Below are 22,587 nucleotides of genomic sequence, written 5' to 3'. Positions count from 1 at the left end.
CCTAGGAGTTCGTTCCGCCAGGCTCCCGGGGCAGTTCACTGAACTGCCCCGGGGGAACCGGCAGACAATCAGGAGATAGACGTGATCCAGCAGGAGTCGCGACTGCGCGTCGCCGACAACACGGGTGCGAAGGAAATTCTCACCATCCGTGTTCTCGGTGGCTCGGGTCGCCGCTACGCGGGCATCGGTGACGTCATCGTCGCCACCGTCAAGGACGCGATCCCCGGTGGCAACGTGAAGAAGGGTGACGTCGTCAAGGCGGTCATCGTTCGCACCGTCAAGGAGCGCCGCCGTCCGGACGGCTCGTACATCCGCTTCGACGAGAACGCCGCCGTCATTCTGAAGAACGACGGCGACCCTCGCGGCACCCGTATCTTCGGCCCCGTCGGCCGTGAGCTGCGCGAGAAGAAGTTCATGAAGATCATCTCGCTCGCGCCGGAGGTGCTGTAAGCATGAAGATCAAGAAGGGCGACCTGGTCCAGGTCATCACCGGTAAGGACAAGGGCAAGCAGGGCAAGGTCATTGCCGCTTACCCGCGCGAGGAGCGCGTCCTGGTCGAGGGTGTCAACCGGGTCAAGAAGCACACGAAGGCCGGCCCGACCGCCAGCGGCTCGCAGGCCGGCGGCATCGTGACCACCGAGGCCCCCGTCCACGTCTCCAACGTCCAGCTGGTCGTGGAGAAGGACGGCAACAAGGTTGTCACGCGCGTCGGTTACCGCTTCGACGACGAGGGCAACAAGATCCGCGTTGCCAAGCGGACGGGTGAGGACATCTGATGACGACCACCACCACTCCGCGTCTCAAGACGAAGTACCGCGAGGAGATCACGGGCAAGCTGCGTGAGGAGTTCTCGTACGAGAACGTCATGCAGATCCCCGGCCTGGTCAAGATCGTGGTGAACATGGGTGTCGGCGACGCCGCCCGTGACTCGAAGCTGATCGACGGCGCCATCCGCGACCTGACCACGATCACCGGCCAGAAGCCGGCCGTGACGAAGGCCCGGAAGTCCATCGCGCAGTTCAAGCTGCGCGAGGGCCAGCCGATCGGCTGCCACGTCACGCTCCGTGGCGACCGCATGTGGGAGTTCCTGGACCGCACCCTGTCGCTCGCGCTGCCGCGCATCCGCGACTTCCGTGGTCTGTCCCCCAAGCAGTTCGACGGCCGTGGCAACTACACCTTCGGTCTCACGGAGCAGGTCATGTTCCACGAGATCGACCAGGACAAGATCGACCGCGTCCGGGGTATGGACATCACCGTGGTCACCACGGCGACCAACGACGACGAGGGCCGTGCCCTCCTTCGTCACCTCGGCTTCCCGTTCAAGGAGGCGTAAGCGAGATGGCGAAGAAGGCTCTGATTGCCAAGGCTGCTCGTAAGCCCAAGTTCGGTGTGCGTGCGTACACCCGCTGCCAGCGCTGCGGCCGTCCGCACTCCGTCTACCGCAAGTTCGGCCTGTGCCGCGTGTGCCTTCGTGAGATGGCTCACCGTGGCGAGCTGCCGGGCGTGACCAAGAGCTCCTGGTAGTCCTGCCCTTCAAGGGTTTTTAAGGACTCCTGGATCTCTCGGTAAGTAAAGGGTCGGCAGAGGTCCTCCCCTCCATGGCTTAGGCTAGGAGGGTTGGGCGTCTGCCGCCCTGACCGACTTACTACGCCGTAGGTCCCCGCGCCGCACCCGTCCCGCCTCTGAGTGGGGAGAGGGATGGCGCAGATAGGAAACCCCGGCGAGAGAGGCCGAAGGCCAATTCATGACCATGACTGATCCGATCGCGGACATGCTGACTCGTCTGCGTAACGCGAACTCGGCGTACCACGACACCGTGGCGATGCCGCACAGCAAGATCAAGTCTCACATCGCGGAGATCCTCCAGCAGGAGGGCTTCATCACGGGCTGGAAGGTCGAGGACGCCGAGGTTGGCAAGAACCTCGTTCTCGAGCTGAAGTTCGGCCCGAACCGTGAGCGCTCCATCGCGGGCATCAAGCGGATCTCCAAGCCCGGTCTCCGGGTTTACGCGAAGTCCACCAACCTGCCGAAGGTGCTCGGCGGCCTGGGCGTGGCGATCATCTCCACGTCCCACGGTCTGCTCACCGGCCAGCAGGCAGGCAAGAAGGGCGTAGGTGGGGAAGTCCTCGCCTACGTCTGGTAGTCGGGAACGGAGGAATAGCTAATGTCGCGTATTGGCAAGCTCCCCATCACGGTTCCCGCCGGCGTGGACGTCACCATCGACGGCCAGACGGTCGCGGTCAAGGGCCCCAAGGGTTCCCTGAGCCACACCATCGTCGCGCCGATCGAGATCGCTAAGGGTGAGGACGGCGTCCTGAACGTCACCCGCCCGAACGACGAGCGTCAGAACAAGGCCCTGCACGGCCTGTCCCGCACGCTGGTGGCGAACATGATCACCGGCGTGACCCAGGGTTACGTGAAGAAGCTCGAAATCAGCGGTGTCGGTTACCGCGTCCTGGCGAAGGGCTCCAACCTGGAGTTCTCGCTCGGCTACAGCCACCCGATCCTGATCGAGGCGCCCGAGGGCATCTCCTTCAAGGTCGAATCGGCGACCAAGTTCTCGGTCGAGGGCATCGACAAGCAGAAGGTCGGCGAGGTTGCGGCCAACATCCGCAAGCTGCGCAAGCCCGACCCGTACAAGGCCAAGGGCGTCAAGTACGAAGGCGAAGTCATCCGCCGCAAGGTCGGAAAGGCGGGTAAGTAAGCCATGGCATACGGTGTCAAGATTGCTAAGGGCGACGCTTACAAGCGTGCTGCCATCAAGCGTCGTCACATCCGCATCCGTAAGCACATCTCGGGTACGGCTGAGCGTCCGCGCCTGGTCGTGACGCGCTCCAACCGCCACATCGTGGCCCAGGTCATCGACGACATCAAGGGTCACACCCTTGCGTCGGCGTCGACCCTGGACACCACGATCCGCGGCGGCGAGGGCGACAAGTCCGCGCAGGCCAAGTCGGTCGGCGCCCTGGTCGCCGAGCGCGCCAAGGCAGCCGGTGTCGAGACTGTCGTGTTCGACCGTGGTGGTAACCAGTACGCCGGGCGCATCGCCGCCCTGGCGGACGCCGCCCGCGAAGCCGGACTCAAGTTCTGAGTCCTGCCCGTTCGCGCAGTGACTCATTGATGCTGCGTAGCTAGCGGAAACAGAGAGAGGTAATTCCAATGGCTGGACCCCAGCGCCGCGGTGGCGGTGCCGGTGGCGGCGAGCGGCGGGACCGGAAGGGTCGCGACGGTGGCGCTGCTGCCGCCGAGAAGACCGCGTACGTTGAGCGCGTTGTCGCGATCAACCGCGTCGCCAAGGTTGTGAAGGGTGGTCGTCGCTTCAGCTTCACCGCGCTGGTCGTGGTAGGCGATGGTGACGGCACCGTGGGTGTCGGTTACGGCAAGGCCAAGGAGGTGCCGGCCGCCATCGCCAAGGGTGTTGAGGAGGCCAAGAAGCACTTCTTCAAGGTCCCCCGTATCCAGGGCACCATCCCGCACCCGATCACGGGCGAGAAGGCCGCGGGCGTCGTCCTGCTCAAGCCTGCTTCCCCCGGTACCGGTGTTATCGCCGGTGGCCCGGTGCGTGCCGTGCTCGAGTGCGCCGGTGTGCACGACATCCTGTCGAAGTCGCTCGGTTCGTCGAACGCGATCAACATCGTGCACGCGACCGTGGCGGCCCTCAAGGGTCTCCAGCGTCCCGAGGAGATCGCGGCTCGCCGTGGTCTGCCCCTCGAGGACGTCGCTCCCGCGGCTCTGCTGCGGGCGCGTGCCGGGGCTGGTGCTGCGTAATGGCACAGCTCAAGATCACGCAGACGAAGTCGTACATCGGCAGCAAGCAGAACCACCGCGACACCCTGCGTTCCCTTGGTCTCAAGGGCATCAACACGCAGGTCGTCAAGGAGGACCGCCCCGAGTTCCGCGGAATGGTGCACACCGTCCGCCACCTCGTGACGGTTGAGGAGGTCGACTGACATGGCGGAGCAGAACCCGCTGAAGGTCCACAACCTCCGGCCCGCCCCGGGCGCCAAGACCGCCAAGACCCGTGTGGGTCGTGGTGAGGCGTCCAAGGGTAAGACCGCTGGTCGTGGTACCAAGGGCACCAAGGCCCGTTACCAGGTTCCGGAGCGCTTCGAGGGTGGCCAGATGCCCCTCCACATGCGTCTCCCGAAGCTCAAGGGCTTCCGGAACCCGTTCAAGACCGAGTTCCAGGTCGTGAACCTCGACAAGCTGAGCGCGCTGTACCCGGAGGGTGGCGAGGTCACCGTCGAGGGTCTCGTCGCCAAGGGTGCCGTTCGCAAGAACAGCCTCGTCAAGGTGCTCGGCCAGGGCGAGATCACCGTGGCGCTCCAGGTGACGGTCGACGCCGTCTCCGGTTCCGCCAAGGAGAAGATCACCGCCGCGGGCGGTACCGTCACCGAACTCGTCTGATTCCCTCAGACGTGTCGATGACATGAGCGATTCCCAGCCGGGGATGCCCCACAAAAGGGGCATCCCCGGTTGGTCGTTCCAAGGGGGGCACGGACGCCGGTAAGGTGGCGTGCACTGTCTAAGCTCCGTGCGGTCTGCCCGCACGGTTTTGTTGACTGATACGTATTCGTCGAACCTCAAGACCACCACCTCTGGCGCACGCGCGCGGGGGTCGCAGGAGGCACCGTGCTCACCGCGTTCGCCCGGGCGTTCAAGACGCCCGACCTGCGCAAGAAGCTGCTCTTCACACTTGGCATCATTGTGATCTACCGGATCGGTACGCATGTGCCGATCCCCGGCGTCGACTACCGGAACGTTCAGACCTGCGTCGACAGCGCGAGTCAGAACCAGGGTCTGTTCGGCCTGGTCAACATGATGAGCGGTGGCGCGCTGCTCCAGATCACGATCTTCGCGCTCGGCATCATGCCGTACATCACGGCGAGCATCATTCTCCAGCTGCTGACCGTGGTCATCCCGCGGCTGGAGGCCCTCAAGAAGGAGGGTCAGGCAGGCACGGCGAAGATCACGCAGTACACGCGCTATCTGACCATCGCGCTCGCGATCCTTCAGGGCACGGGTCTGGTGGCCACCGCCCGCACCGGCAGCATCTTCCAGGGCTGCCCCGTGGCCAGCGAGATCGTCCCCGACCAGTCGATCTTCGTCACCATGACCATGGTCATCACGCTGACCGCCGGTACGGCCACCGTCATGTGGCTCGGCGAGCTGATCACCGACCGCGGCATCGGCAACGGCATGTCGATCCTGATGTTCATCTCGATCGCCGCGACCTTCCCCGCCGCCCTGTGGGCCATCAAGGAGGAGGGCTCGCTCGCCGACGGCTGGATCGAGTTCGGCACCGTCATCGCGGTCGGTCTCGTCATGGTCGGCCTGGTGGTCTTCGTCGAGCAGGCGCAGCGGCGCATCCCCGTTCAGTACGCGAAGCGCATGATCGGCCGCAGGTCCTACGGCGGTACGTCGACGTACATCCCGCTGAAGGTGAATCAGGCGGGCATCATCCCTGTGATCTTCGCCTCTTCGCTGCTCTACATTCCGGCGCTGGTCGCCAAGTTCGCCGGTGGCAACTCGGGATGGAAGCAGTGGATCGACGCGAACCTGACCACAGGTGACCACCCGGTTTACATCACCACGTACTTCGTGCTGATCGTCTTCTTCGCCTTCTTCTACGTCGCGATCTCCTTCAACCCCGAGGAAGTCGCCGACAACATGAAGAAGTATGGTGGCTTCATCCCGGGCATCCGGGCTGGCCGTCCGACCGCTGAGTACCTGAGCTACGTACTCAACCGGATCACCTGGCCGGGTTCGCTGTATCTGGGTCTGATCGCTCTTGTGCCGACGATGGCGTTGGTGGGCTTCGGGGCCAACCAGAACTTCCCGTTCGGCGGGACGAGCATCCTCATCATCGTGGGTGTGGGTCTGGAAACCGTGAAGCAGATCGAGAGCCAGCTCCAGCAGCGCAATTACGAAGGGTTCCTCCGCTGATGCGAATCGTCCTCGTCGGGCCGCCCGGTGCGGGCAAGGGAACGCAGGCCGCGTTCCTCGCCAAGAACCTGTCGATCCCGCACATCTCCACGGGCGACCTCTTCCGTGCCAACATCAGCCAGGGCACGGAGCTGGGCAAGCAGGCGAAGGCGTTCATGGACGCCGGGAACCTCGTGCCCGACGAGGTGACGATCGGCATGGCGAAGGACCGCATGGCGCAGCCGGACGCCGAGCACGGTTTCCTGCTCGACGGGTTCCCGCGCAATGTGTCGCAGGCGGAGGCGCTGGATGTGGCGCTCAAGGCCGATGACGTGAAGCTCGACGCCGTCCTGGACCTGGAGGTCCCCGAGGACGAGGTCGTCAAGCGGATCGCCGGCCGCCGTATCTGCCGCAAGGACTCCAGCCACGTCTTCCACGTGACGTACTCGCAGCCGAAGCAGGAAGGTGTCTGCGACATCTGCGGCGGCGAGCTGTACCAGCGCGAGGACGACAGCGAGGACACCGTCCGCAAGCGCCTCGAGGTCTACCACACGCAGACCGAGCCGATCATCGACTACTACCGGACCCAGGGTCTGGTCGTCACGATCTCGGCGCTCGGCAAGGTGGACGAGGTCACCGAGCGCGCGATGGACGCGCTCAAGGGCGACAAGTAGCCAGTAGTAACCAGTACGCTGTTTCGGCCGCGGTGCCCTTCGGGGGACCGCGGCCGTACTGTTGTGTACGTAGACGGTTCGTACGCGGCCGGTTGTTGGACGGATGACGGAGAGCGGAAGCCCCATGGTGCAGATCAAGACCCCCGAGCAGATCGCGAAGATGCGTGAGGCGGGCCTTGTCGTCGCCGCGATTCACGCCGCGACCCGTGAGGCCGCGGTGCCCGGCGCCACCACGAAGGATCTCGACGACGTCGCGCGCAAGGTGATCGCCGAGCACGGCGCGAAGTCCAACTTCCTGGGGTACGGCGGCTTCCCCGCGACGATCTGCACCTCGGTCAACGAGGTCGTCGTGCACGGCATCCCGGATGACAAGACCGTCCTCAAGGACGGCGACATCATCTCCATCGACGCGGGCGCGATCATCGACGGCTGGCACGGTGACGCGGCCTACACCGCGTTCGTCGGCACCGGGCACGCTCCTGAGCTGGTGGAGCTGTCCCGGGTGACCGAGGAGTCGATGTGGGCCGGCATCGCGGCGATGAAGCAGGGCAACCGCCTCGTCGACATCTCCCGTGCCATCGAGACGTACATCCGCCGCCAGCCGAAGCCGGGCGGCGGCAAGTACGGGATCGTCGAGGACTACGGCGGTCACGGCATCGGCACCGAGATGCACATGGACCCGCACCTCCTGAACTACGTCGAGCGCCGCCGCGGCAAGGGCCCCAAGCTGGTCCCCGGCTTCTGCCTCGCGATCGAGCCGATGGTCTCGCTGGGCACCCCGCGCACGGAGGTCCTGGAGGACGACTGGACGGTCATCACGACCGACGGCACCTGGTCCTCGCACTGGGAGCACTCGGTGGCCCTCACGGAGGAGGGCCCGCTCGTCCTGACGGCTCCCGACTGCGGGCGTGAGCGCCTCGCGGCGTACGGGGTAACCCCGGCGCCGGACCCGCTGGGCTGAGCCGTCCGGCTGCGCCGGGGCGGGAGCCTTGGTTCTCGCGGGCGGCGCCGTTGGCTGTGCCCACCCGTGCCGCCCTGCGGCACGCCTGCCCACAGCAGTCGGTGCGCCATGCGGCGCCGGTCGGCCAGCCGGTTGCTTAAGGATCTACGGCATGGGGCAGACTTTCTCGATTCGTCTTTCCGAGTGCACTGACGTAGACTGACGCGTCGGCTCTCGTGCATCCGTGTGTCTGCATACGGAGCATGAAGTCGATCAAGGTAGTCGATTCGAAGGGCGAAGCGTGGCCAAGAAGCAAGGTGCCATCGAGATCGAAGGCACTGTCGTCGAGTCTCTTCCGAACGCCATGTTCAAGGTGGAGCTCCAGAACGGCCACCAGGTCCTGGCACACATCAGCGGCAAGATGCGTATGCACTACATCCGTATCCTCCCTGACGACCGGGTCGTGGTGGAGCTGTCTCCGTACGACCTGACGCGTGGCCGGATCGTCTACCGGTACAAGTAGATCTTGCCCGCACCCCGTTCCGGCGGGGTGGTGGCACTGACCCGGAGAACCTCACCCAATGAAGGTCAAGCCGAGCGTCAAGAAGATCTGCGACAAGTGCAGGGTGATCCGCCGTCACGGCCGGGTCATGGTCATCTGCGACAACCCGCGCCACAAGCAGCGCCAGGGCTGACGCACAACTGCCGTTCGCAGATTTTCGCGCGACGCACGTAAGTAGATACGCAGGACCCGTCCCTCTTCAGTTCCATTCAGGTAATGGAGGGCGACACCCCCGGTCGGAGGCCGGGGACCCAGTAGGTACCTCATACGGCCGCTGGGAGTGGTACTGCTGAAGACCTCCGAAGAATCAACAGGAGCCATGAATGGCACGCGTTGAAGGCGTTGACCTCCCGCGCGAAAAGCGCATCGAGGTTGCCCTCACCTACGTGTTCGGCATCGGCCGCACGCTGGCCCAGCAGACGCTGGACGCCACCGAGGTGGACCGCAACACCCGCGTCCGCGATCTGACCGAGGAAGACCTCGTCAAGATCCGCGAGTACGTGGACGCCAACATCAAGACCGAGGGTGACCTCCGTCGCGAGATCCAGGCCGACATCCGCCGCAAGGTCGAGATCGGTTGCTACCAGGGTCTGCGTCACCGTCGTGGCCTGCCCGTCCGCGGTCAGCGCACCAGCACCAACGCCCGCACCCGCAAGGGCCCGCGTCGCGCCATCGCCGGTAAGAAGAAGCCGGGCAAGAAGTAGTCCTCGCTCAGCGGTCTATTGACAGCTGTCGCTGTAGGACCGACCACCTCCCGTAGGAGTTATAGATGCCCCCCAAGGGTCGTCAGGGCGCTGCCAAGAAGGTGCGCCGCAAGGAAAAGAAGAACGTTGCCCACGGGCACGCTCACATCAAGAGCACGTTCAACAACACGATCGTGTCCATCACGGACCCGACCGGCAACGTGATCTCGTGGGCCTCCGCCGGCCACGTCGGCTTCAAGGGCTCGCGCAAGTCCACGCCGTTCGCCGCGCAGATGGCCGCCGAGTCGGCTGCCCGTCGCGCGCAGGAGCACGGCATGCGCAAGGTCGACGTCTTCGTCAAGGGCCCGGGTTCCGGTCGTGAGACCGCCATCCGTTCGCTCCAGGCGACCGGCCTTGAGGTCGGCTCGATCCAGGACGTGACGCCCACGCCGCACAACGGCTGCCGTCCGCCCAAGCGCCGCCGCGTCTGACGCACGGTTGTCTTAGCTTTACCTGGATTCGGGCGGTACGGCTCTTCGGAGGCGTGCCGCCCGTACCCTTGAAACATCTCAGGGCATCAAATAGTGGGTGCCCCTGACTGAAGGATTCCTTCATGCTTATTGCTCAGCGCCCGTCGCTGACCGAAGAGGTCGTCGACGAGTTCCGCTCGCGGTTCGTGATCGAGCCGCTGGAGCCGGGCTTCGGCTACACCCTCGGCAACTCCCTGCGTCGTACGCTCCTCTCCTCGATCCCGGGTGCGGCCGTCACGTCCATCCGCATCGACGGTGTCCTGCACGAGTTCACCACCGTGCCGGGCGTCAAGGAGGACGTCACCGACCTCATCCTGAACATCAAGCAGCTGGTCGTGTCGTCCGAGCACGACGAGCCCGTCGTGATGTACCTGCGCAAGCAGGGTCCGGGTCTGGTCACCGCCGCTGACATCGCGCCCCCGGCCGGTGTCGAGGTGCACAACCCCGACCTCGTCCTCGCCACGCTCAACGGCAAGGGCAAGCTGGAGATGGAGCTGACCGTCGAGCGCGGTCGCGGTTACGTCTCCGCCGTGCAGAACAAGCAGGTCGGCCAGGAGATCGGCCGTATCCCGGTCGACTCGATCTACTCGCCGGTGCTCAAGGTCACGTACAAGGTCGAGGCGACCCGTGTCGAGCAGCGCACCGACTTCGACAAGCTGATCGTCGACGTCGAGACCAAGCAGGCCATGCGGCCGCGCGACGCCATGGCGTCCGCCGGCAAGACCCTGGTCGAGCTGTTCGGTCTCGCCCGCGAGCTGAACATCGACGCCGAGGGCATCGACATGGGCCCGTCCCCGACGGACGCCGCCCTCGCCGCCGACCTGGCGCTGCCGATCGAAGAGCTTGAGCTGACCGTCCGGTCGTACAACTGCCTCAAGCGTGAGGGCATCCACTCGGTGGGCGAGCTTGTCGCCCGCTCCGAGGCGGACCTGCTCGACATTCGCAACTTCGGTGCGAAGTCGATCGACGAGGTCAAGATGAAGCTCAATGGCATGGGCCTCGCGCTGAAGGACTCGCCTCCCGGGTTCGACCCGACCGCCGCCGCGGACGCCTTCGGCGCCGACGACGACGCCGACGCCGGGTTCGTCGAGACCGAGCAGTACTAAATTCTCTGCGGACCGGCTCGGGCCGGTCGCGCAGTTCCCCGCGCCCCTGTCGGGGCGCGGCCACTGACCCCGGTACCTGATACGGCCGGGGCAGACATCAAGGAGAAACACCATGCCGAAGCCCACCAAGGGTGCCCGTCTGGGCGGCAGCGCCGCGCACGAGAAGCTTCTGCTGGCGAACCTCGCCAAGCAGCTCTTCGAGTACGGCCGCATCACCACCACCGAGGCGAAGGCCCGTCGCCTGCGCCCGTACGCGGAGCGTCTGGTCACCAAGGCGAAGAAGGGTGACCTTCACAACCGCCGCCAGGTGCTGTCCGTCATCACCGACAAGAGCATCGTGCACACGCTCTTCACGGAGATCGGCCCGCGCTACGAGAACCGCCCGGGTGGCTACACCCGTATCACCAAGATCGGTAACCGTCGCGGCGACAACGCGCCCATGGCGGTCATCGAGCTGGTGGAGGCCCTGACCGTGGCCCAGGAGGCCACCGGTGAGGCCGAGGCCGCGACCAAGCGCGCGGTCAAGGAAGACTCCCTCAAGAAGGACGAGGCCGTCGAGGCCAAGTCCGACGAGGCTGCCGAGGAGTCGAAGGACGCGTAAGCGTTCTGCCCCTTCAGGGCGTCGCGGGTCCGCCCCTTGCCGGGGGTGGGCCCGCTTTTTGTTGCCTGAGAGGAACCACGAGTGAGTGACGAAGCAGGGCCCGGGTTCGTGCGGGTGCGACTGGATCTGTCGTACGACGGCAAGGACTTCTCCGGCTGGGCCAAGCAGCGGGACGGGCAGCGGACCGTCCAGGGCGAGATCGAGGCCGCGCTGCGGACCGTGACGCGGTCGCAGGAGACGTACGAGCTGACCGTCGCGGGGCGGACCGACAGCGGGGTCCACGCGCGGGGGCAGGTCGCGCACGTCGACCTGCCCGAGAGCGTGTGGGAGGAGCACCGCGAGAAGCTGCTGCGGCGGCTCGCCGGGCGGCTGTCGCACGATGTGCGGGTGTGGAAGGTCGCCGAGGCGCCCGCCGGTTTCAACGCGCGGTTCTCCGCCGTGTGGCGGCGGTACGCGTACCGCGTGACCGACCACCCCGGTGGCGTCGATCCACTGCTGCGCGGTCATGTGCTGTGGCACGACTGGGAGTTGGACCTCGACGCCATGAACGCCGCCGCCGAGCGGCTGATCGGCGAGCACGACTTCGCCGCCTACTGCAAGCGGCGCGAGGGGGCCACCACCATTCGTACGCTCCAGGAGCTGCGGTGGGAGCGGCGGCCCGACGGGATCCTCGAAGCGACCGTGCGGGCCGACGCCTTCTGCCACAACATGGTGCGGTCCCTGGTCGGCGCCATGCTGTTCGTGGGCGACGGGCACCGGCCCGTGGAGTGGCCGGGGAAGGTCCTCGAAGCGGGCGTGCGGGACTCCGCCGTGCATGTCGTGCGGCCGCACGGACTCACGCTGGAGGAGGTCGGCTACCCCGCCGACGAGCTGCTCGCCGCGCGCAGCAAGGAGGCGCGCAACAAGCGGACGCTGCCCGGCGCCGGATGCTGCTGAGCCCCGGCCGCCGGACCCATGGGCCGCCCGGCTACTCGGGGGCTGCCGCCGCGGCCGACGCCTGGGCCTGGCCGCGCTGGGTGATCCGCTGGAAGGCGAAGCGGGCCATGGTGTCGCCGACGGCGTAGGCCTTGCGGTCGCCGGTCGTCACGTTCTTGCCGCTGGTGTAGCCGGTGGTGGTGAAGTAGGCGTAGCGGCCGTACGCGTTGTACGTCCCGCGGCATACGCCCGTCTGGCAGAAACCCGGCACGCCCTTGCCGGGCAACGCTGTGACCAGGCCCTTGCTCACCTGCTCCTTGACCTTCGCCGCCTCGCCCGAGGTGTCGAAGACGGCGACGCCGATGGTGACCGCGAGGGCGCCCTTGACGTAGCTGACGCGGATCAGGCGCGTGCAGTCGTTCTTGGTGAGGATCGCGCCGAGGGCGGGCTGGGTGACGGACGCGCACTGCTTGGTGCTGTCCGTGGTGCCCTTCTTGTAGACGGTCTCACCCGAGGTGAACGTCTTTCCGGGGAAGAGGCCCTCGGGGGTGAGCGGCGCCTTGTCCTTCTTGGCGCTGGAGATGAAGTCCTTGGGATCCGGCGGGGGCGGCGGCGTGGTCGGCTTGAAGGTCGGGCCGGGGTTCTCGCTCGCCCCGGGGATGTCCGCCGTCGCCGGCAGCTCGCTCGCGGGCTTGTTCGAGGCGGAGGCGTCATCGCTGTTCGCGGAGACGACGGTGAGCGCCACGGCCGCCGCGATGCCGACCGTGGCGAGCGCGCCGCCGCCGATCATCAGCCATTTGCGGCGCCGGGCGCGCGCCTCGGAGGCCTCGGCGAGTGCCGCCCAGTCGGGCGTGGGCCCGCCGCCGGGCCCGCCCGTTCCGCCCGGACCCCACTGAGGTCCCCCTTGCCCAAAGCTCATGGGGCGCATCTTAGACGGGGAGTTGGGGATGTTGAGCCGGGGCCGCGTGGGGTTCCCGCCCTAGCCTGAGGCGTATGGATACGGGCAAATCGGCTGTTAGTGGATGGTTGTTGCGGCCCGCTGGATGGCATGTCCGGGCCGTGCTGGGTCTGGTGCTGCTCGCCGGGGCCCTCCGCGTGGGGCTGCGGTCGCCGGACGGGGGCATGGACAACGCCATCGTCGTGCGCGCCGCCGAGGCCTGGATCCACGGGCGCTCGCCCTACGCCGACCGGCACTTCCTCTATCTGCCGGGCGCCGTGCTCGCCGCGGTGCCGCAGGCCCTGCTCCCGACCGCCGTCGTCCGCTTCCTGGTGCCCCTGGGCGTCAGCGCCGGTCTCGTCGTGGGCTGGGCGTGTGCGCTGCGGCTGTACGAGGTGCCCTGGCGCAGCCGGTTCGCGGCGTACGGCCTGCTCGGGCTCGCGCTCGGCTTCACGCCCTTCGGACACCTCGTCGGGCTCGGCAACTGGACGGTGGCGTCCGCGGCCGCGCTGCCGCTCGCGCTGCTGCTCGTGTCCCGCGGGCGGTGGCTCGCGGCCGGGCTCGTCATCGGCGCCGCCGTCGCCGTGAAGCCGCTGCTCGCGCCCGTGGTGCTCCTCTTCGTCTTCGCCGGGCGGTGGCGGGCGCTCGGGGCGGCGGTCGCCGTGCCCGCGGTGGCGTCGCTGGGGGCCGCGCTCGTGATGCCGGACCCCGCCGGGTTCTTCACGCGGACGCTGCCGTTCCTGCTGCGGGGCGACGACGCCTTCGTACGCCTGTATGAGGCATCGCCCGCCGCGGTGCTCGCGCGGCTCGGGGTGCCGCAGTCGGCGGCGACGCTCGTCGCGGGGGGCGCGGCGGCGGCCGGGGTGTGGTGTGCCAGGCGGCGGTGGGGGAGGGGGGACGAGGGGCCTTCGAGGGTGGTGGAGTGCGCCACGATGCTGATGCTTTCGGCCTTTCTCGTCTCCCGGCCCTCCTACGACCACTATCTGCTGGTCGTCCTGCCACTGCTGCTCGCGGGCGCGCTGCGGGCGGGGGCGCCGGCGCGCAGTCCGTGGTTCTGGGTGGCGCTGGTGCCGCAGGTGCCGGGGTTCGTCTGGCCGTGGTTCGAGCCGGTGACGCGGCGGGCCTTCAAGGACGCGGCGACGCTGTGTCTGCTGGCGGTCACGGTCGGGCGGGTGTGTGCGGCGGGGGCGTGTGCGTGCGCGGCGGGGGTGCTGTGCGGGCGGTGCGGGGTGGAGCGGGCGGGGCGTTACCCTGATGAGTGCAGACCTGTCCGTGGTGTGTGAGTCGCCTGGTGCCGGTCTTCAGCGCCGCGTTTTGACCGGTACGGGGCGGCGCGGGTACTCTCGGGGATTGATACGTATTGGTGTCCTCGATCTCACGCGAAAGGGCCCTTACGTAGGTTCCCTGGAGCAGTTACCAGTGGCTCGCATACGGGCAGCGTCCCCGGCATTGTGGGCCCCAGCTGCATGATCGCTTCCTGGGTGCCGTGTGTCTGGACCCCATCCACTGAAGAAGCGAAGGCTACTAAGTGCGTACGTACAGCCCCAAGCCCGGCGATGTGACCCGCCAGTGGCACGTCATCGACGCCCGGGACATCGTCCTCGGTCGTCTGGCGACCACCGCTGCCACCCTCCTGCGTGGCAAGCACAAGCCGATCTACGCCCCCCACGTTGACACCGGTGACTTCGTCATCATCATCAACGCGGAGAAGGTGCACCTCTCCGGCAACAAGAAGACCCAGAAGATGGCGTACCGCCACTCCGGCTACCCGGGTGGTCTGCGTTCCGTCCGTTACGACGAGCTGCTCGAGAAGAGCCCCGAGAAGGCCGTTGAGAAGGCCGTCAAGGGCATGCTCCCCAAGAACACCCTGGGCCGTCAGATGCTCTCGAAGCTGAAGGTCTACGCGGGCGACCAGCACCCGCACGGCGCTCAGCAGCCGGTCCCGTTCGAGATCACCCAGGTCGCGCAGTAGTTCCGGCCACCCCCTAAGACGAAAAAGAATCTGAGGAGAATCGTGGCCGAGACCACCGTTGAGCAGCCGGTCGAAGAGACCGAGGTTGTTGACGTCGAGCAGTACACCACCGAGTCCGAGGCTCCCCTTGAGGGCGAGTACACCTCGGAGTCGAACGCCGCGCGCTTCGGCGACCCCCAGCCGGCCGCCGGCCTGGGCCGTCGCAAGAACGCCATCGCCCGCGTCCGGATCGTCCCGGGCACCGGCAAGTGGAAGGTCAACGGGCGCACGCTCGAGGACTACTTCCCGAACAAGGTCCACCAGCAGGAAGTCAACGAGCCCTTCAAGGTGCTCGAGCTGGACAACCGCTACGACGTCATCGCCCGCATCTCGGGTGGCGGCGTCTCCGGTCAGGCCGGTGCGCTCCGTCTCGGTGTCGCCCGTGCGCTGAACGAGGCGGACGTCGAGAACAACCGCGGCGCCCTGAAGAAGGCCGGTTACCTCAAGCGTGACGACCGTGCGGTCGAGCGCAAGAAGGCCGGTCTCAAGAAGGCCCGTAAGGCCCCGCAGTACAGCAAGCGCTAATCGCTGCCTGCTTGTACTTTTCGTTCGCCCCGGCGGCACTCACCGTGCTGCCGGGGCGTTCGTCTATTCAGGAACCCCTGAGGCAATTCGTTTTTCTGGAACGTTCGGAGGACAGCAGTGGGACGACTCTTCGGCACGGACGGCGTGCGTGGTGTCGCCAACGCGGATCTGACGGCCGAGCTGGCGCTCGGACTCTCCGTGGCGGCGGCGCACGTACTGGCCGAGGCGGGCACCTTTGAAGGCCATCGCCCGGTGGCGGTGGTCGGGCGTGACCCGCGCGCGTCCGGGGAGTTCCTGGAGGCCGCCGTGGTCGCGGGCCTCGCGAGCGCGGGCGTGGACGTCCTGCGCGTCGGTGTGCTGCCCACCCCCGCGGTGGCGCATCTCACCGGGGCGCTGGGCGCCGACCTCGGCGTGATGCTCTCCGCCAGCCACAACGCCATGCCCGACAACGGCATCAAGTTCTTCGCGCGCGGCGGCCACAAGCTCGCCGACGAGCTGGAGGACCGCATCGAGTCGGTCTACGACAAGCACCGCACCGGCGCTCCCTGGCAGCGGCCCACCGGCTCGGGCGTCGGCCGCGTCAAGTCGTACGACCAGGGGCTCGACCAGTACATCGCGCACCTGCTCGGCGTGCTCCCCAACCGCCTCGACGGGCTGCGGATCGTCCTGGACGAGGCGCACGGCGCCGCCGCCCGCGTCTCGCCCGAGGCGTTCACGCGCGCCGGCGCCGAGGTCATCACCATCGGGGCGCAGCCCGACGGCCTGAACATCAACGACGGCTGCGGCTCCACGCACCTGGGGCTGCTCAAGGCCGCCGTCGTGGAGCACAAGGCGGACTTCGGGATCGCGCACGACGGGGACGCCGACCGCTGCCTCGCCGTGGACCACACCGGCGCGGAGATCGACGGCGACCAGATCCTCGCCGTGCTCGCCCTCGCCATGCGGGAGCACGGCACGCTGCGTCACGACACCGTTGTCGCCACCGTCATGTCGAACCTCGGCTTCAAGCTCGCCATGGAGGCCCAGGGCCTGTCCCTGGTGCAGACCGCCGTCGGTGACCGGTACGTCCTGGAGTCGATGAAGGAGCACGGCTTCGCCCTCGGCGGCGAGCAGTCCGGGCACGTGATCGTCCTCGACCACGCGACGACCGGTGACGGCACGCTGACCGGCCTGCTGCTCGCGGCCCGCGTCGCCGAGACCGGGCGGACGCTCGCGGACCTGGCGAGTGTCATGGAGCGCCTGCCGCAGGTCCTCATCAACGTCCCCGACGTCGACAAGTCGCGCGTGAAGACCTCCGCCGAACTCTCCGCGGCCGTCACCGACGCCGAGCGTGAGCTGGGCTCCACCGGGCGGGTGCTGCTGCGGCCCTTGGCGGTCACCTTTCTGCGCTGGTGAGCGGGGTCTGGTGCGTCGAGATGCAAGGCGGAGGAGGGCGGCAACGCGGAGCGTTGTCAACCGACGACAACGCGGCAGATCGGCGTGCCAGACCCCGCGGCCCGCGGCATGATCCGCCGGACAGGCCCTAGGAGCCCGTCACCGAGTCCTGAGCGTTCCGCCGGGACTTGGCGGTACGTTCGCGCTGCGTGGCCCAGAGAGCCTTCTGGGCCAGCAGCGTGAGCGTACCGGCGAGGACGATGCCGAGCAGGTTCAGCAGGAGCTGCTCGGTGGAGCCCCACGCCTGCTTGTACTCGTGGTAGCTGAAGGCGACCGCCGCGTTCGCCGCCGCCGGGACCGTCGTCACCGAGATCGCCACGCCGACCAGCGCCCCCGACTTCGCCGAGGTGAGCGAGAGCGTGCCCGCCGCGCCCGCGAGGACCGCCACCACGAACGAGAACCAGTCCGGGCGGTAGATGAAGTTCGTGTTCGGCCGCTCCGCCTTGAGGGCCTCGTGGCTGAACAGGTCGGTGGCGTCCATGAAGTAGCTGAACCCGGTCGTCACCACCATCGCCACGAGGAAGCCCACCAGCAGGGCGATCAGGGAGCGCAGGGCCAACCGGGGCGCGCGCCGTACCAGGGCCGTGCAGAATCCGGCGAGGGGACCGAACTCCGGTCCGACGGCCATCGCGCCGACGATCAGGATCGCGTTGTCGAGCACGACACCGCAGGCCGCGATCATCGTGGCGAGCGTGATGAACGCGACGTACGTGATCGAGAGCGTCGACTCCTCGTGGGTGGCGTCGGTCAGCTGTTCCCACAGGACCGCGTCCGAGCCCTCGCCCGGCGCCTCGTGTTCCGCCTCGTCGGCACGCTCGGAGAGGGAGAGGTCGATGTTCTCGACCGCGATCGAGCCGCACTTGTCCAGGTCGAGGTCGCGCAGCCCGGCGATCAGCTCGTCGCCCGCCTCCCGTGCGACGTCGCACATGACGACATCGCCCGCGGGGTCGCGGGCGGCGCCGGGGACGACGGCCAGGTGCGTGGTGCCGGTCGTCCCCTCGATCAGGCGCAGTACGTCGTCGGTCTTGTCCGCGGGGGAGATCAGGCGCAAGTGCAGCATCCCGGCAGGGTAGTCGGGTGCGGCGGGTGGGATCTTCAGAGTTTGCGCAGGCTCAGACGCTGGACCTTGTGGTCGGGGCCCTTGCGGACGACCAGGGTGGCGCGGCCCCGGGTGGGCGCCACGTTCTCCAGGAGGTTGACCTTGTTGACGGTGCGCCAGGTGGTGCGGGCGTAGTCGAGGGCCTCCTCCTCCGACACCTGCGTGTACTTGCGGAAGTACGAGGACGGGTTCTGGAAGGCCGTACCGCGCAGCTTCTTGAAGCGGTTCAGGTACCAGCGCTCGATGTCCTGCGCGCGCGCGTCGACGTACACACTGAAGTCGAAGTAGTCCGCGAGGCCCACGCGGGTGCGGCCGTCCTTGCCGGGGAGCGCGGGCTGGAGGACGTTCAGGCCCTCGACGATGAGGATGTCGGGGCGGCGGACCGTCAGGCGCTTGCCCGGGACGATGTCGTAGATCAGATGCGAGTAGACGGGGGCGGTGACCTCGGCCTTGCCCGCCTTGATGTCCGCCACGAAGCGGGTGAGGGCGCGGCGGTCGTACGACTCGGGGAAGCCCTTGCGGGACATCAGGCCGCGGGCCTCCAGCTCCTTCGTGGGCAGCAGGAAGCCGTCGGTCGTCACCAGTTCTACGCGGGGGTGTTCCGGCCAGCGGGAGAGGAGGGCCTGGAGCAGGCGGGCGACGGTCGACTTGCCGACGGCCACGGAGCCGGCGACCCCTATGACGAAGGGGGTTCCGGACTGGGATCCCTTCTCGCCCAGGAACGTGTTGAGGGCTCCGCGCAGGCCGTCCGTCGCGCCTACGTAGAGGTTCAGGAGGCGGGAGAGCGGGAGGTAGATGTCGCGGACCTCGTCCAGGTCGATGACGTCACCGAGGCCGCGCAGCTTCTCCACCTCCTCCGCCGTCAGGGGCAGAGGCGTCTTCTCCCGGAGAGCGCTCCACTCGTTACGGGTCAGGTCGACGTAGGGAGTCGCCTCCGGCCGGTGCCGGTGGGCGCTCCGCGGCGCCTTCGCAGGCGCGGAGACCGAAGAGATCACAGTCCATTGTTACGGCTGTTTGAACGGCGAGGGGGTTGGGCGTGTGGTGGGGTGTGTCACGCTGAGCCGGTGATTCTTGGGGTGAGCCTGTGATTATTGGGGTCGGTATCGACGTCGCCGAGATCGAGCGGTTCGGGGCGGCGCTGGCCCGGACGCCGGGAATGGCGGAACGCCTGTTCGTCGAGAGCGAGTTGCTGCTGCCGAGCGGGGAGCGCCGGGGGGTGGCCTCGCTGGCGGCCCGTTTCGCGGCGAAGGAGGCGCTGGCGAAGGCGCTGGGGGCGCCCGGGGGGCTGCGGTGGACGGACGCCGAGGTGTATGTCGAGGAGAGCGGGCAGCCGCGGGTGCGGGTGCGGGGGACGGTCGCCGCGCGGGCTGCCGAGCTGGGGGTCCGGGCCTGGCACGTGTCGCTGAGCCATGACGCGGGGGTGGCGTCGGCGGTGGTGGTGGCGGAGGGGTGACTGGCCCCTGGGCCTTGGGGGGCGGCCTCGGCGAGGGTGCTTTCGCGGCTGCGGGCGTCTTGGGGCGCTCGCCGTTCCAGCCCGCCGCTTCGCGGCGGATGCTTCCCGCCCACCCGCCCGTCTCGCCGCGCTGACACGGTGAAGTAGGGGCACAGCTCTCCGCGCTGCCCGGCGGGCACACTGGGGGCATGCGTAATGCGTATGGCGTGGAGAGTGTCCGGGCTGCTGAGCGCGAGGTCATGGCGCGGGAGCCCGAGGGAGCGCTGATGCGGCGGGCCGCGGCCGGGCTCGCCGCCGAGTGCGCGCAGCTGCTCGGCAAGGTGTACGGGTCCCGGATCGCGCTGCTGGTGGGCAGCGGGGACAACGGCGGCGACGCCCTGTACGCGGGGGCCAGACTGGCCGGGCGCGGCGCGGGAGTCACCGCCGTGCTCCTCGCTCCGGAGCGGACCCACGCCGGTGGGCTCGCCGCGCTGCGGGCCGCCGGGGGCACGGTGGTCGACGGGAGCGAGGACAGGGCCGAGGGTGTCGTCGCGCGGGCCCGGCTCGTCGTGGACGGGATCGTCGGCATCGGGGGCCGCGGCGGCCTCCGGGAGCGGGCCGCGCGCCTCGTCGCCGCCGTCGCAGGGGACGCCCTCGTCGTCGCCGTCGACCTGCCGAGCGGCATCGACGCCGACACGGGCGAGGTGCGCGGCGAGGCGGTGCGCGCGGATGTGACGGTGACCTTCGGGGCGTACAAGCCGGGGCTGCTGATCGATCCGGGGCGCGCGTACGCCGGTGCGGTGCGGCTCGTCGACATCGGGCTCGAACCGGCCGCGGGCGAGCGGGTTCTGGAAGCCCTTCAGTACGCCGATGTGGCGGGGCTGCTGCCTCGGCCGAGCGGGGAGAGCGACAAGTACCGGCGCGGGGTCGTCGGGGTCGTCGCGGGGTCCGCGAGGTATCCGGGCGCCGCCGTTCTCTGCGTGGCCGGTGCGCTGCGCGGGGGCGCGGGTGCCGTGCGGTACGTCGGGCCCGCCGCGGACGCCGTCATCGCGCGGTTCCCGGAGACGCTGGTGTCCGCGGGGCCGCCGTCGAAGGCGGGGCGGGTGCAGGCCTGGGTCGTGGGGCCCGGCCTCGGGGACGACGGGGAGCGGCTGCGGGACGTGGTCGCCGCCGATGTGCCCGTGCTGATCGACGCGGACGGCCTGCGGCTCGCGGGGGAGCGGGAGGTGCGGGCGCGGCGCGCGCCGACGCTGCTCACGCCGCATGCCGGGGAGGCCGCCGCGCTCCTCGGGGTCTCCCGCGAGGAGGTGGAGTCGGCCCGGCTCTCCGCGGTGCGGGAACTGGCGGGGAGGTACGGCGCGACCGTGCTGCTGAAGGGGTCCACCACGCTGGTCGCCTCCGAGGAGGGGCCCGTACGCGTCAACCCCACCGGCACCCCATGGCTCGCCACCGCGGGCAGCGGCGACGTCCTGTCGGGCCTGGCGGGCTCCCTCCTGGCGGCGGGCCTGGACGCGCGGGACGCGGGGGCGGTCGGCGCCTATCTGCACGGCCTCGCCGCGCGGCACGCGTCGAGTGGGGGGCCGGTGGCGGCCCAGGACGTGGCGGACGCGATTTTGGCCGCTTGGCGGGATGTGCGGCGGGCGGACTGAGCCGGCCGGCGGCGGGCCGGGCCGTCGATGCCGGGGCTGAGGGCCGGGGGTGAGCCCGGGTGCGGGGGCGGGATGCTCGCCGGCGCCGACGCTGGCGCCGCCGGCGTTGGAGTCCCGCGCCGCCGGTAGCGGCGCCGAGGTTCCCGCGCTGCCTGGCTGGTGGCACCAGAGTCCCGCGCCCGCCCACTAGCGGCGCCCGAGCCCCGCGCCCCCCACTAGCGGCGCCCGAGTCCCGCGCCCCCCACTAGCGGCGCCCGAGCCCCGCGCCCGCCCACTAGCGGCGCCCGAGCCCCGCGCCCCTGCGGGCGGCGCCGCAGCGCGCCCCCCTCGGGGGTGCCGATCGCAGAGAGGGCCGCCCCAGCGGGGCAAGGGGCGCGCTCTGAGACACTTGTGCGCGATGAACGAGACTGCACCTTTCCGTGTCCGGGCCGAGATCGACCTCGCCGCCCTCCGCGCCAACGTGCGCGCGCTGCGTGCCCACGCGCCGGACGCCGCGTTCATGGCCGTGGTGAAGGCCGACGCCTACGGCCACGGAATGGTGCCCTGTGCCAAGGCCGCCGTCCAGGCCGGGGCCGCCTGGATCGGGACCGCGACACCCGAGGAGGCCCTGGCCCTGCGCGCCGCGGGACTGCCGGGGCGGATCATGTGCTGGCTGTGGACACCGGGCGGCCCCTGGCGCGAGGGCGTCGAGGCCGGTCTCGACATGTCGGTGAGCGCGCCGTGGGCGCTGCGCGAGGTGACGGCCGCCGCCCGGGAGGCGGGGCGCACCGCCCGTATCCAGCTCAAGGCCGATACCGGCCTCGGGCGCAACGGCTGCATGCCGGCCGACTGGCCCGAGCTGGTCGCCGCGTCCCTGCGCGCCGAGGCCGAGGGGCTCGTCCGGGTCACCGGGCTCTGGTCGCACTTCGCGTGCGCCGACGAGCCGGGGCACCCGTCGATCGCCGCCCAGCTCACGGTCTTCCGCGAGATGGTGGCGTACGCCGAGGGCGAGGGGATACGGCCCGAGGTGCGGCACATCGCCAACTCCCCGGCGACCCTCACGCTCCCGGAGACCCACTTCGATCTCGTACGGCCGGGCATCGCGATGTACGGCGTCTCGCCGAGCCCCGAGGTGGGCACCCACGAGGACTTCGGACTGCGGCCCGTCATGACGCTGACCGCCTCGCTCGCCCATGTGAAGCACGCTCCGGGGGGCCACGGGGTGAGTTACGGGCACCACTACGTCACCCCGGGCGCGACCACGCTCGGCCTCGTCCCCGCCGGGTACGGCGACGGCATTCCGCGGCACGCCTCGGGCACCGCCCCGGTCCTCGTCGACGGCAAGTGGCGTACGGTCGCGGGCCGTGTGGCGATGGACCAGTTCGTGGTCGACCTCGGCGGCGACGAGCCCGAAGTGGGCGCCGAGGCGGTGCTGTTCGGGCCCGGCGACCGCGGCGAGCCGACCGCCGAGGACTGGGCGCAGGCCGCGGGCACCATCGCGTACGAGATCGTCACCCGCATCGGATCGCGTGTCCCGCGCGTCTACGTGAATGAGCGGCCCGGCATCGGAGAGATGTGAACGAGC

Annotated in this window: 29 protein-coding genes and 1 pseudogene; 27 read left to right on the top strand and 3 right to left on the bottom strand. The window is 69.0% G+C overall.

Annotated features, from left to right (window positions below):
* Positions 1-81 precede the first annotated feature (81 nt).
* The 20 genes from rplN (at position 82) to truA (ending at position 11,957) form a co-directional block, all read left to right on the top strand.
* Positions 82-450: a 50S ribosomal protein L14 gene (rplN, locus tag IG54_RS0114275; protein ID WP_003974257.1), complete on the top strand. Its 369-nt coding sequence runs from the start codon at positions 82-84 to the stop codon at positions 448-450.
* A gap of 2 nt (positions 451-452) precedes the next feature.
* Complete coding sequence (gene rplX / locus IG54_RS0114270) at positions 453-776, top strand: 50S ribosomal protein L24 (protein ID WP_030685463.1); 324 nt, start codon at positions 453-455, stop codon at positions 774-776.
* Positions 776-1,333 (top strand): 50S ribosomal protein L5, encoded by a 558-nt coding sequence (gene rplE / locus IG54_RS0114265; RefSeq protein WP_030782553.1) that lies wholly within the window; start codon positions 776-778, stop codon positions 1,331-1,333. The genes rplX and rplE overlap by 1 nt, the downstream gene beginning before the upstream one ends.
* Positions 1,334-1,338: 5 nt before the next feature.
* Positions 1,339-1,524, top strand: a complete 186-nt coding sequence (locus IG54_RS0114260; protein WP_003956452.1) for a type Z 30S ribosomal protein S14 — start codon at positions 1,339-1,341, stop codon at positions 1,522-1,524.
* Positions 1,525-1,744: 220 nt separating this feature from the next.
* On the top strand, positions 1,745-2,143 hold the full coding sequence (gene rpsH / locus IG54_RS0114255; RefSeq protein WP_018528360.1) for a 30S ribosomal protein S8: 399 nt from the start codon (positions 1,745-1,747) through the stop codon (positions 2,141-2,143).
* A 21-nt stretch (positions 2,144-2,164) separates the two neighbouring features.
* Complete coding sequence (gene rplF / locus IG54_RS0114250; RefSeq protein WP_030782548.1) at positions 2,165-2,704, top strand: 50S ribosomal protein L6; 540 nt, start codon at positions 2,165-2,167, stop codon at positions 2,702-2,704.
* Positions 2,705-2,707: 3 nt separating this feature from the next.
* Complete coding sequence (gene rplR, locus IG54_RS0114245) at positions 2,708-3,091, top strand: 50S ribosomal protein L18 (protein WP_030782545.1); 384 nt, start codon at positions 2,708-2,710, stop codon at positions 3,089-3,091.
* Positions 3,092-3,159: 68 nt separating this feature from the next.
* Positions 3,160-3,768: a 30S ribosomal protein S5 gene (gene rpsE, locus IG54_RS0114240; protein WP_007384078.1), complete on the top strand. Its 609-nt coding sequence runs from the start codon at positions 3,160-3,162 to the stop codon at positions 3,766-3,768.
* On the top strand, positions 3,768-3,950 hold the full coding sequence (gene rpmD / locus IG54_RS0114235) for a 50S ribosomal protein L30 (RefSeq protein WP_005481207.1): 183 nt from the start codon (positions 3,768-3,770) through the stop codon (positions 3,948-3,950). Before rpsE ends, rpmD begins: the two co-directional genes overlap by 1 nt.
* 1 nt (position 3,951) lies before the next feature.
* Positions 3,952-4,407 (top strand): 50S ribosomal protein L15, encoded by a 456-nt coding sequence (rplO, locus tag IG54_RS0114230; protein ID WP_030782540.1) that lies wholly within the window; start codon positions 3,952-3,954, stop codon positions 4,405-4,407.
* Between the two features lie 225 nt (positions 4,408-4,632).
* Positions 4,633-5,946, top strand: coding sequence for a preprotein translocase subunit SecY (gene secY, locus IG54_RS0114225; protein WP_030782537.1), 1,314 nt, complete (start codon positions 4,633-4,635; stop codon positions 5,944-5,946).
* Positions 5,946-6,599 (top strand): adenylate kinase, encoded by a 654-nt coding sequence (locus tag IG54_RS0114220; protein WP_030782534.1) that lies wholly within the window; start codon positions 5,946-5,948, stop codon positions 6,597-6,599. Before secY ends, IG54_RS0114220 begins: the two co-directional genes overlap by 1 nt.
* Positions 6,600-6,723: 124 nt before the next feature.
* Positions 6,724-7,560, top strand: a complete 837-nt coding sequence (gene map / locus IG54_RS0114215; protein ID WP_030782531.1) for a type I methionyl aminopeptidase — start codon at positions 6,724-6,726, stop codon at positions 7,558-7,560.
* A 280-nt stretch (positions 7,561-7,840) separates the two neighbouring features.
* Positions 7,841-8,062, top strand: a complete 222-nt coding sequence (gene infA, locus IG54_RS0114210) for a translation initiation factor IF-1 (RefSeq protein ID WP_003948620.1) — start codon at positions 7,841-7,843, stop codon at positions 8,060-8,062.
* Between the two features lie 58 nt (positions 8,063-8,120).
* Positions 8,121-8,234 carry a 50S ribosomal protein L36 gene (rpmJ, locus tag IG54_RS0114205; RefSeq protein ID WP_003974245.1) on the top strand — a complete coding sequence of 38 codons (114 nt, stop codon included), beginning with the start codon at positions 8,121-8,123 and terminating at the stop codon, positions 8,232-8,234.
* 190 nt (positions 8,235-8,424) lie between these two features.
* Positions 8,425-8,805, top strand: coding sequence for a 30S ribosomal protein S13 (rpsM, locus tag IG54_RS0114200; RefSeq protein ID WP_030782528.1), 381 nt, complete (start codon positions 8,425-8,427; stop codon positions 8,803-8,805).
* Positions 8,806-8,870: 65 nt separating this feature from the next.
* The gene (gene rpsK / locus IG54_RS0114195; protein WP_003948617.1) at positions 8,871-9,275 is read left to right on the top strand and encodes a 30S ribosomal protein S11; all 405 of its coding nucleotides are present in this window, start codon (positions 8,871-8,873) and stop codon (positions 9,273-9,275) included.
* A 122-nt stretch (positions 9,276-9,397) separates the two neighbouring features.
* On the top strand, positions 9,398-10,420 hold the full coding sequence (locus IG54_RS0114190) for a DNA-directed RNA polymerase subunit alpha (protein WP_016645160.1): 1,023 nt from the start codon (positions 9,398-9,400) through the stop codon (positions 10,418-10,420).
* Positions 10,421-10,532: 112 nt separating this feature from the next.
* On the top strand, positions 10,533-11,021 hold the full coding sequence (rplQ, locus tag IG54_RS0114185; RefSeq protein WP_030782522.1) for a 50S ribosomal protein L17: 489 nt from the start codon (positions 10,533-10,535) through the stop codon (positions 11,019-11,021).
* Positions 11,022-11,102: 81 nt separating this feature from the next.
* Positions 11,103-11,957, top strand: a complete 855-nt coding sequence (truA, locus tag IG54_RS0114180; RefSeq protein ID WP_030782520.1) for a tRNA pseudouridine(38-40) synthase TruA — start codon at positions 11,103-11,105, stop codon at positions 11,955-11,957.
* Positions 11,958-11,988: 31 nt separating this feature from the next.
* Here the strand turns inward: truA and IG54_RS0114175 are convergent, their stop codons facing one another.
* Positions 11,989-12,855, bottom strand: a complete 867-nt coding sequence (locus tag IG54_RS0114175; RefSeq protein WP_030782517.1) for a hypothetical protein — start codon at positions 12,853-12,855, stop codon at positions 11,989-11,991.
* A 74-nt stretch (positions 12,856-12,929) separates the two neighbouring features.
* Here IG54_RS0114175 and IG54_RS0114170 point away from each other — a divergent pair, with 74 nt between their 5' ends.
* From IG54_RS0114170 to glmM, 4 genes and pseudogenes are all read left to right on the top strand, one after another.
* Positions 12,930-14,156, top strand: coding sequence for a glycosyltransferase family 87 protein (locus tag IG54_RS0114170; protein ID WP_078594088.1), 1,227 nt, complete (start codon positions 12,930-12,932; stop codon positions 14,154-14,156).
* Positions 14,157-14,401: 245 nt separating this feature from the next.
* Positions 14,402-14,845 (top strand): 50S ribosomal protein L13, encoded by a 444-nt coding sequence (gene rplM, locus IG54_RS0114165; RefSeq protein WP_030782512.1) that lies wholly within the window; start codon positions 14,402-14,404, stop codon positions 14,843-14,845.
* Between the two features lie 42 nt (positions 14,846-14,887).
* Positions 14,888-15,409 carry a 30S ribosomal protein S9 gene (rpsI, locus tag IG54_RS0114160; RefSeq protein ID WP_030782509.1) on the top strand — a complete coding sequence of 174 codons (522 nt, stop codon included), beginning with the start codon at positions 14,888-14,890 and terminating at the stop codon, positions 15,407-15,409.
* 117 nt (positions 15,410-15,526) lie between these two features.
* Positions 15,527-16,777, top strand: a pseudogene (glmM, locus tag IG54_RS0114155) (phosphoglucosamine mutase); the annotation flags it as partial.
* Positions 16,778-16,931: 154 nt separating this feature from the next.
* Here the strand turns inward: glmM and IG54_RS0114150 are convergent.
* Entirely contained in the window at positions 16,932-17,903 is a 972-nt protein-coding gene (locus IG54_RS0114150; protein WP_030782495.1) for a DUF389 domain-containing protein, read from the bottom strand.
* Between the two features lie 35 nt (positions 17,904-17,938).
* Positions 17,939-18,937, bottom strand: a complete 999-nt coding sequence (gene coaA, locus IG54_RS0114145) for a type I pantothenate kinase (protein WP_420712251.1) — start codon at positions 18,935-18,937, stop codon at positions 17,939-17,941.
* An 89-nt stretch (positions 18,938-19,026) separates the two neighbouring features.
* On the opposite strand from coaA, the gene IG54_RS0114140 reads away from it, so the two are divergent.
* The 3 genes from IG54_RS0114140 to alr all read left to right on the top strand — a co-directional run bounded on the left by IG54_RS0114140 (position 19,027) and on the right by alr (position 22,581).
* On the top strand, positions 19,027-19,395 hold the full coding sequence (locus IG54_RS0114140; protein ID WP_030782488.1) for a holo-ACP synthase: 369 nt from the start codon (positions 19,027-19,029) through the stop codon (positions 19,393-19,395).
* 188 nt (positions 19,396-19,583) lie between these two features.
* A complete protein-coding gene (locus IG54_RS0114135; protein WP_030782484.1) occupies positions 19,584-21,023 on the top strand; it encodes a bifunctional ADP-dependent NAD(P)H-hydrate dehydratase/NAD(P)H-hydrate epimerase in 1,440 nt (479 codons plus the stop codon).
* A 397-nt stretch (positions 21,024-21,420) separates the two neighbouring features.
* Positions 21,421-22,581, top strand: a complete 1,161-nt coding sequence (gene alr / locus IG54_RS0114130; RefSeq protein ID WP_030782482.1) for an alanine racemase — start codon at positions 21,421-21,423, stop codon at positions 22,579-22,581.
* Positions 22,582-22,587 lie beyond the last annotated feature (6 nt).

The sequence above is a fragment of the Streptomyces sp. NRRL S-920 genome (assembly GCF_000717945.1).
Taxonomy (GTDB): Bacteria; Actinomycetota; Actinomycetes; order Streptomycetales; family Streptomycetaceae; genus Streptomyces; species Streptomyces alboniger.
Note: the sequence above shows the minus strand (reverse complement) of the source record. Positions and strands in the feature narration are given on the sequence as shown.

Coding starts and splice junctions, on each gene's coding strand:
- IG54_RS0114170 (WP_078594088.1), top strand. CDS start 12,930: ATGGATACGGGCAAATCGGCTGTTAGTGGATGGTTGTTGCGGCCCGCT.
- IG54_RS0114175 (WP_030782517.1), bottom strand. CDS start 12,855: ATGAGCTTTGGGCAAGGGGGACCTCAGTGGGGTCCGGGCGGAACGGGC.
- IG54_RS0114260 (WP_003956452.1), top strand. CDS start 1,339: ATGGCGAAGAAGGCTCTGATTGCCAAGGCTGCTCGTAAGCCCAAGTTC.
- rplE (WP_030782553.1), top strand. CDS start 776: ATGACGACCACCACCACTCCGCGTCTCAAGACGAAGTACCGCGAGGAG.
- map (WP_030782531.1), top strand. CDS start 6,724: ATGGTGCAGATCAAGACCCCCGAGCAGATCGCGAAGATGCGTGAGGCG.
- IG54_RS0114150 (WP_030782495.1), bottom strand. CDS start 17,903: ATGCTGCACTTGCGCCTGATCTCCCCCGCGGACAAGACCGACGACGTA.
- rplX (WP_030685463.1), top strand. CDS start 453: ATGAAGATCAAGAAGGGCGACCTGGTCCAGGTCATCACCGGTAAGGAC.
- rpmJ (WP_003974245.1), top strand. CDS start 8,121: ATGAAGGTCAAGCCGAGCGTCAAGAAGATCTGCGACAAGTGCAGGGTG.
- rpmD (WP_005481207.1), top strand. CDS start 3,768: ATGGCACAGCTCAAGATCACGCAGACGAAGTCGTACATCGGCAGCAAG.
- alr (WP_030782482.1), top strand. CDS start 21,421: ATGAACGAGACTGCACCTTTCCGTGTCCGGGCCGAGATCGACCTCGCC.
- rpsM (WP_030782528.1), top strand. CDS start 8,425: ATGGCACGCGTTGAAGGCGTTGACCTCCCGCGCGAAAAGCGCATCGAG.
- rplQ (WP_030782522.1), top strand. CDS start 10,533: ATGCCGAAGCCCACCAAGGGTGCCCGTCTGGGCGGCAGCGCCGCGCAC.
- rpsK (WP_003948617.1), top strand. CDS start 8,871: ATGCCCCCCAAGGGTCGTCAGGGCGCTGCCAAGAAGGTGCGCCGCAAG.
- IG54_RS0114135 (WP_030782484.1), top strand. CDS start 19,584: ATGCGTAATGCGTATGGCGTGGAGAGTGTCCGGGCTGCTGAGCGCGAG.
- rplF (WP_030782548.1), top strand. CDS start 2,165: ATGTCGCGTATTGGCAAGCTCCCCATCACGGTTCCCGCCGGCGTGGAC.
- rplO (WP_030782540.1), top strand. CDS start 3,952: ATGGCGGAGCAGAACCCGCTGAAGGTCCACAACCTCCGGCCCGCCCCG.
- rpsH (WP_018528360.1), top strand. CDS start 1,745: ATGACCATGACTGATCCGATCGCGGACATGCTGACTCGTCTGCGTAAC.
- IG54_RS0114190 (WP_016645160.1), top strand. CDS start 9,398: ATGCTTATTGCTCAGCGCCCGTCGCTGACCGAAGAGGTCGTCGACGAG.
- IG54_RS0114220 (WP_030782534.1), top strand. CDS start 5,946: ATGCGAATCGTCCTCGTCGGGCCGCCCGGTGCGGGCAAGGGAACGCAG.
- rpsE (WP_007384078.1), top strand. CDS start 3,160: ATGGCTGGACCCCAGCGCCGCGGTGGCGGTGCCGGTGGCGGCGAGCGG.
- rplR (WP_030782545.1), top strand. CDS start 2,708: ATGGCATACGGTGTCAAGATTGCTAAGGGCGACGCTTACAAGCGTGCT.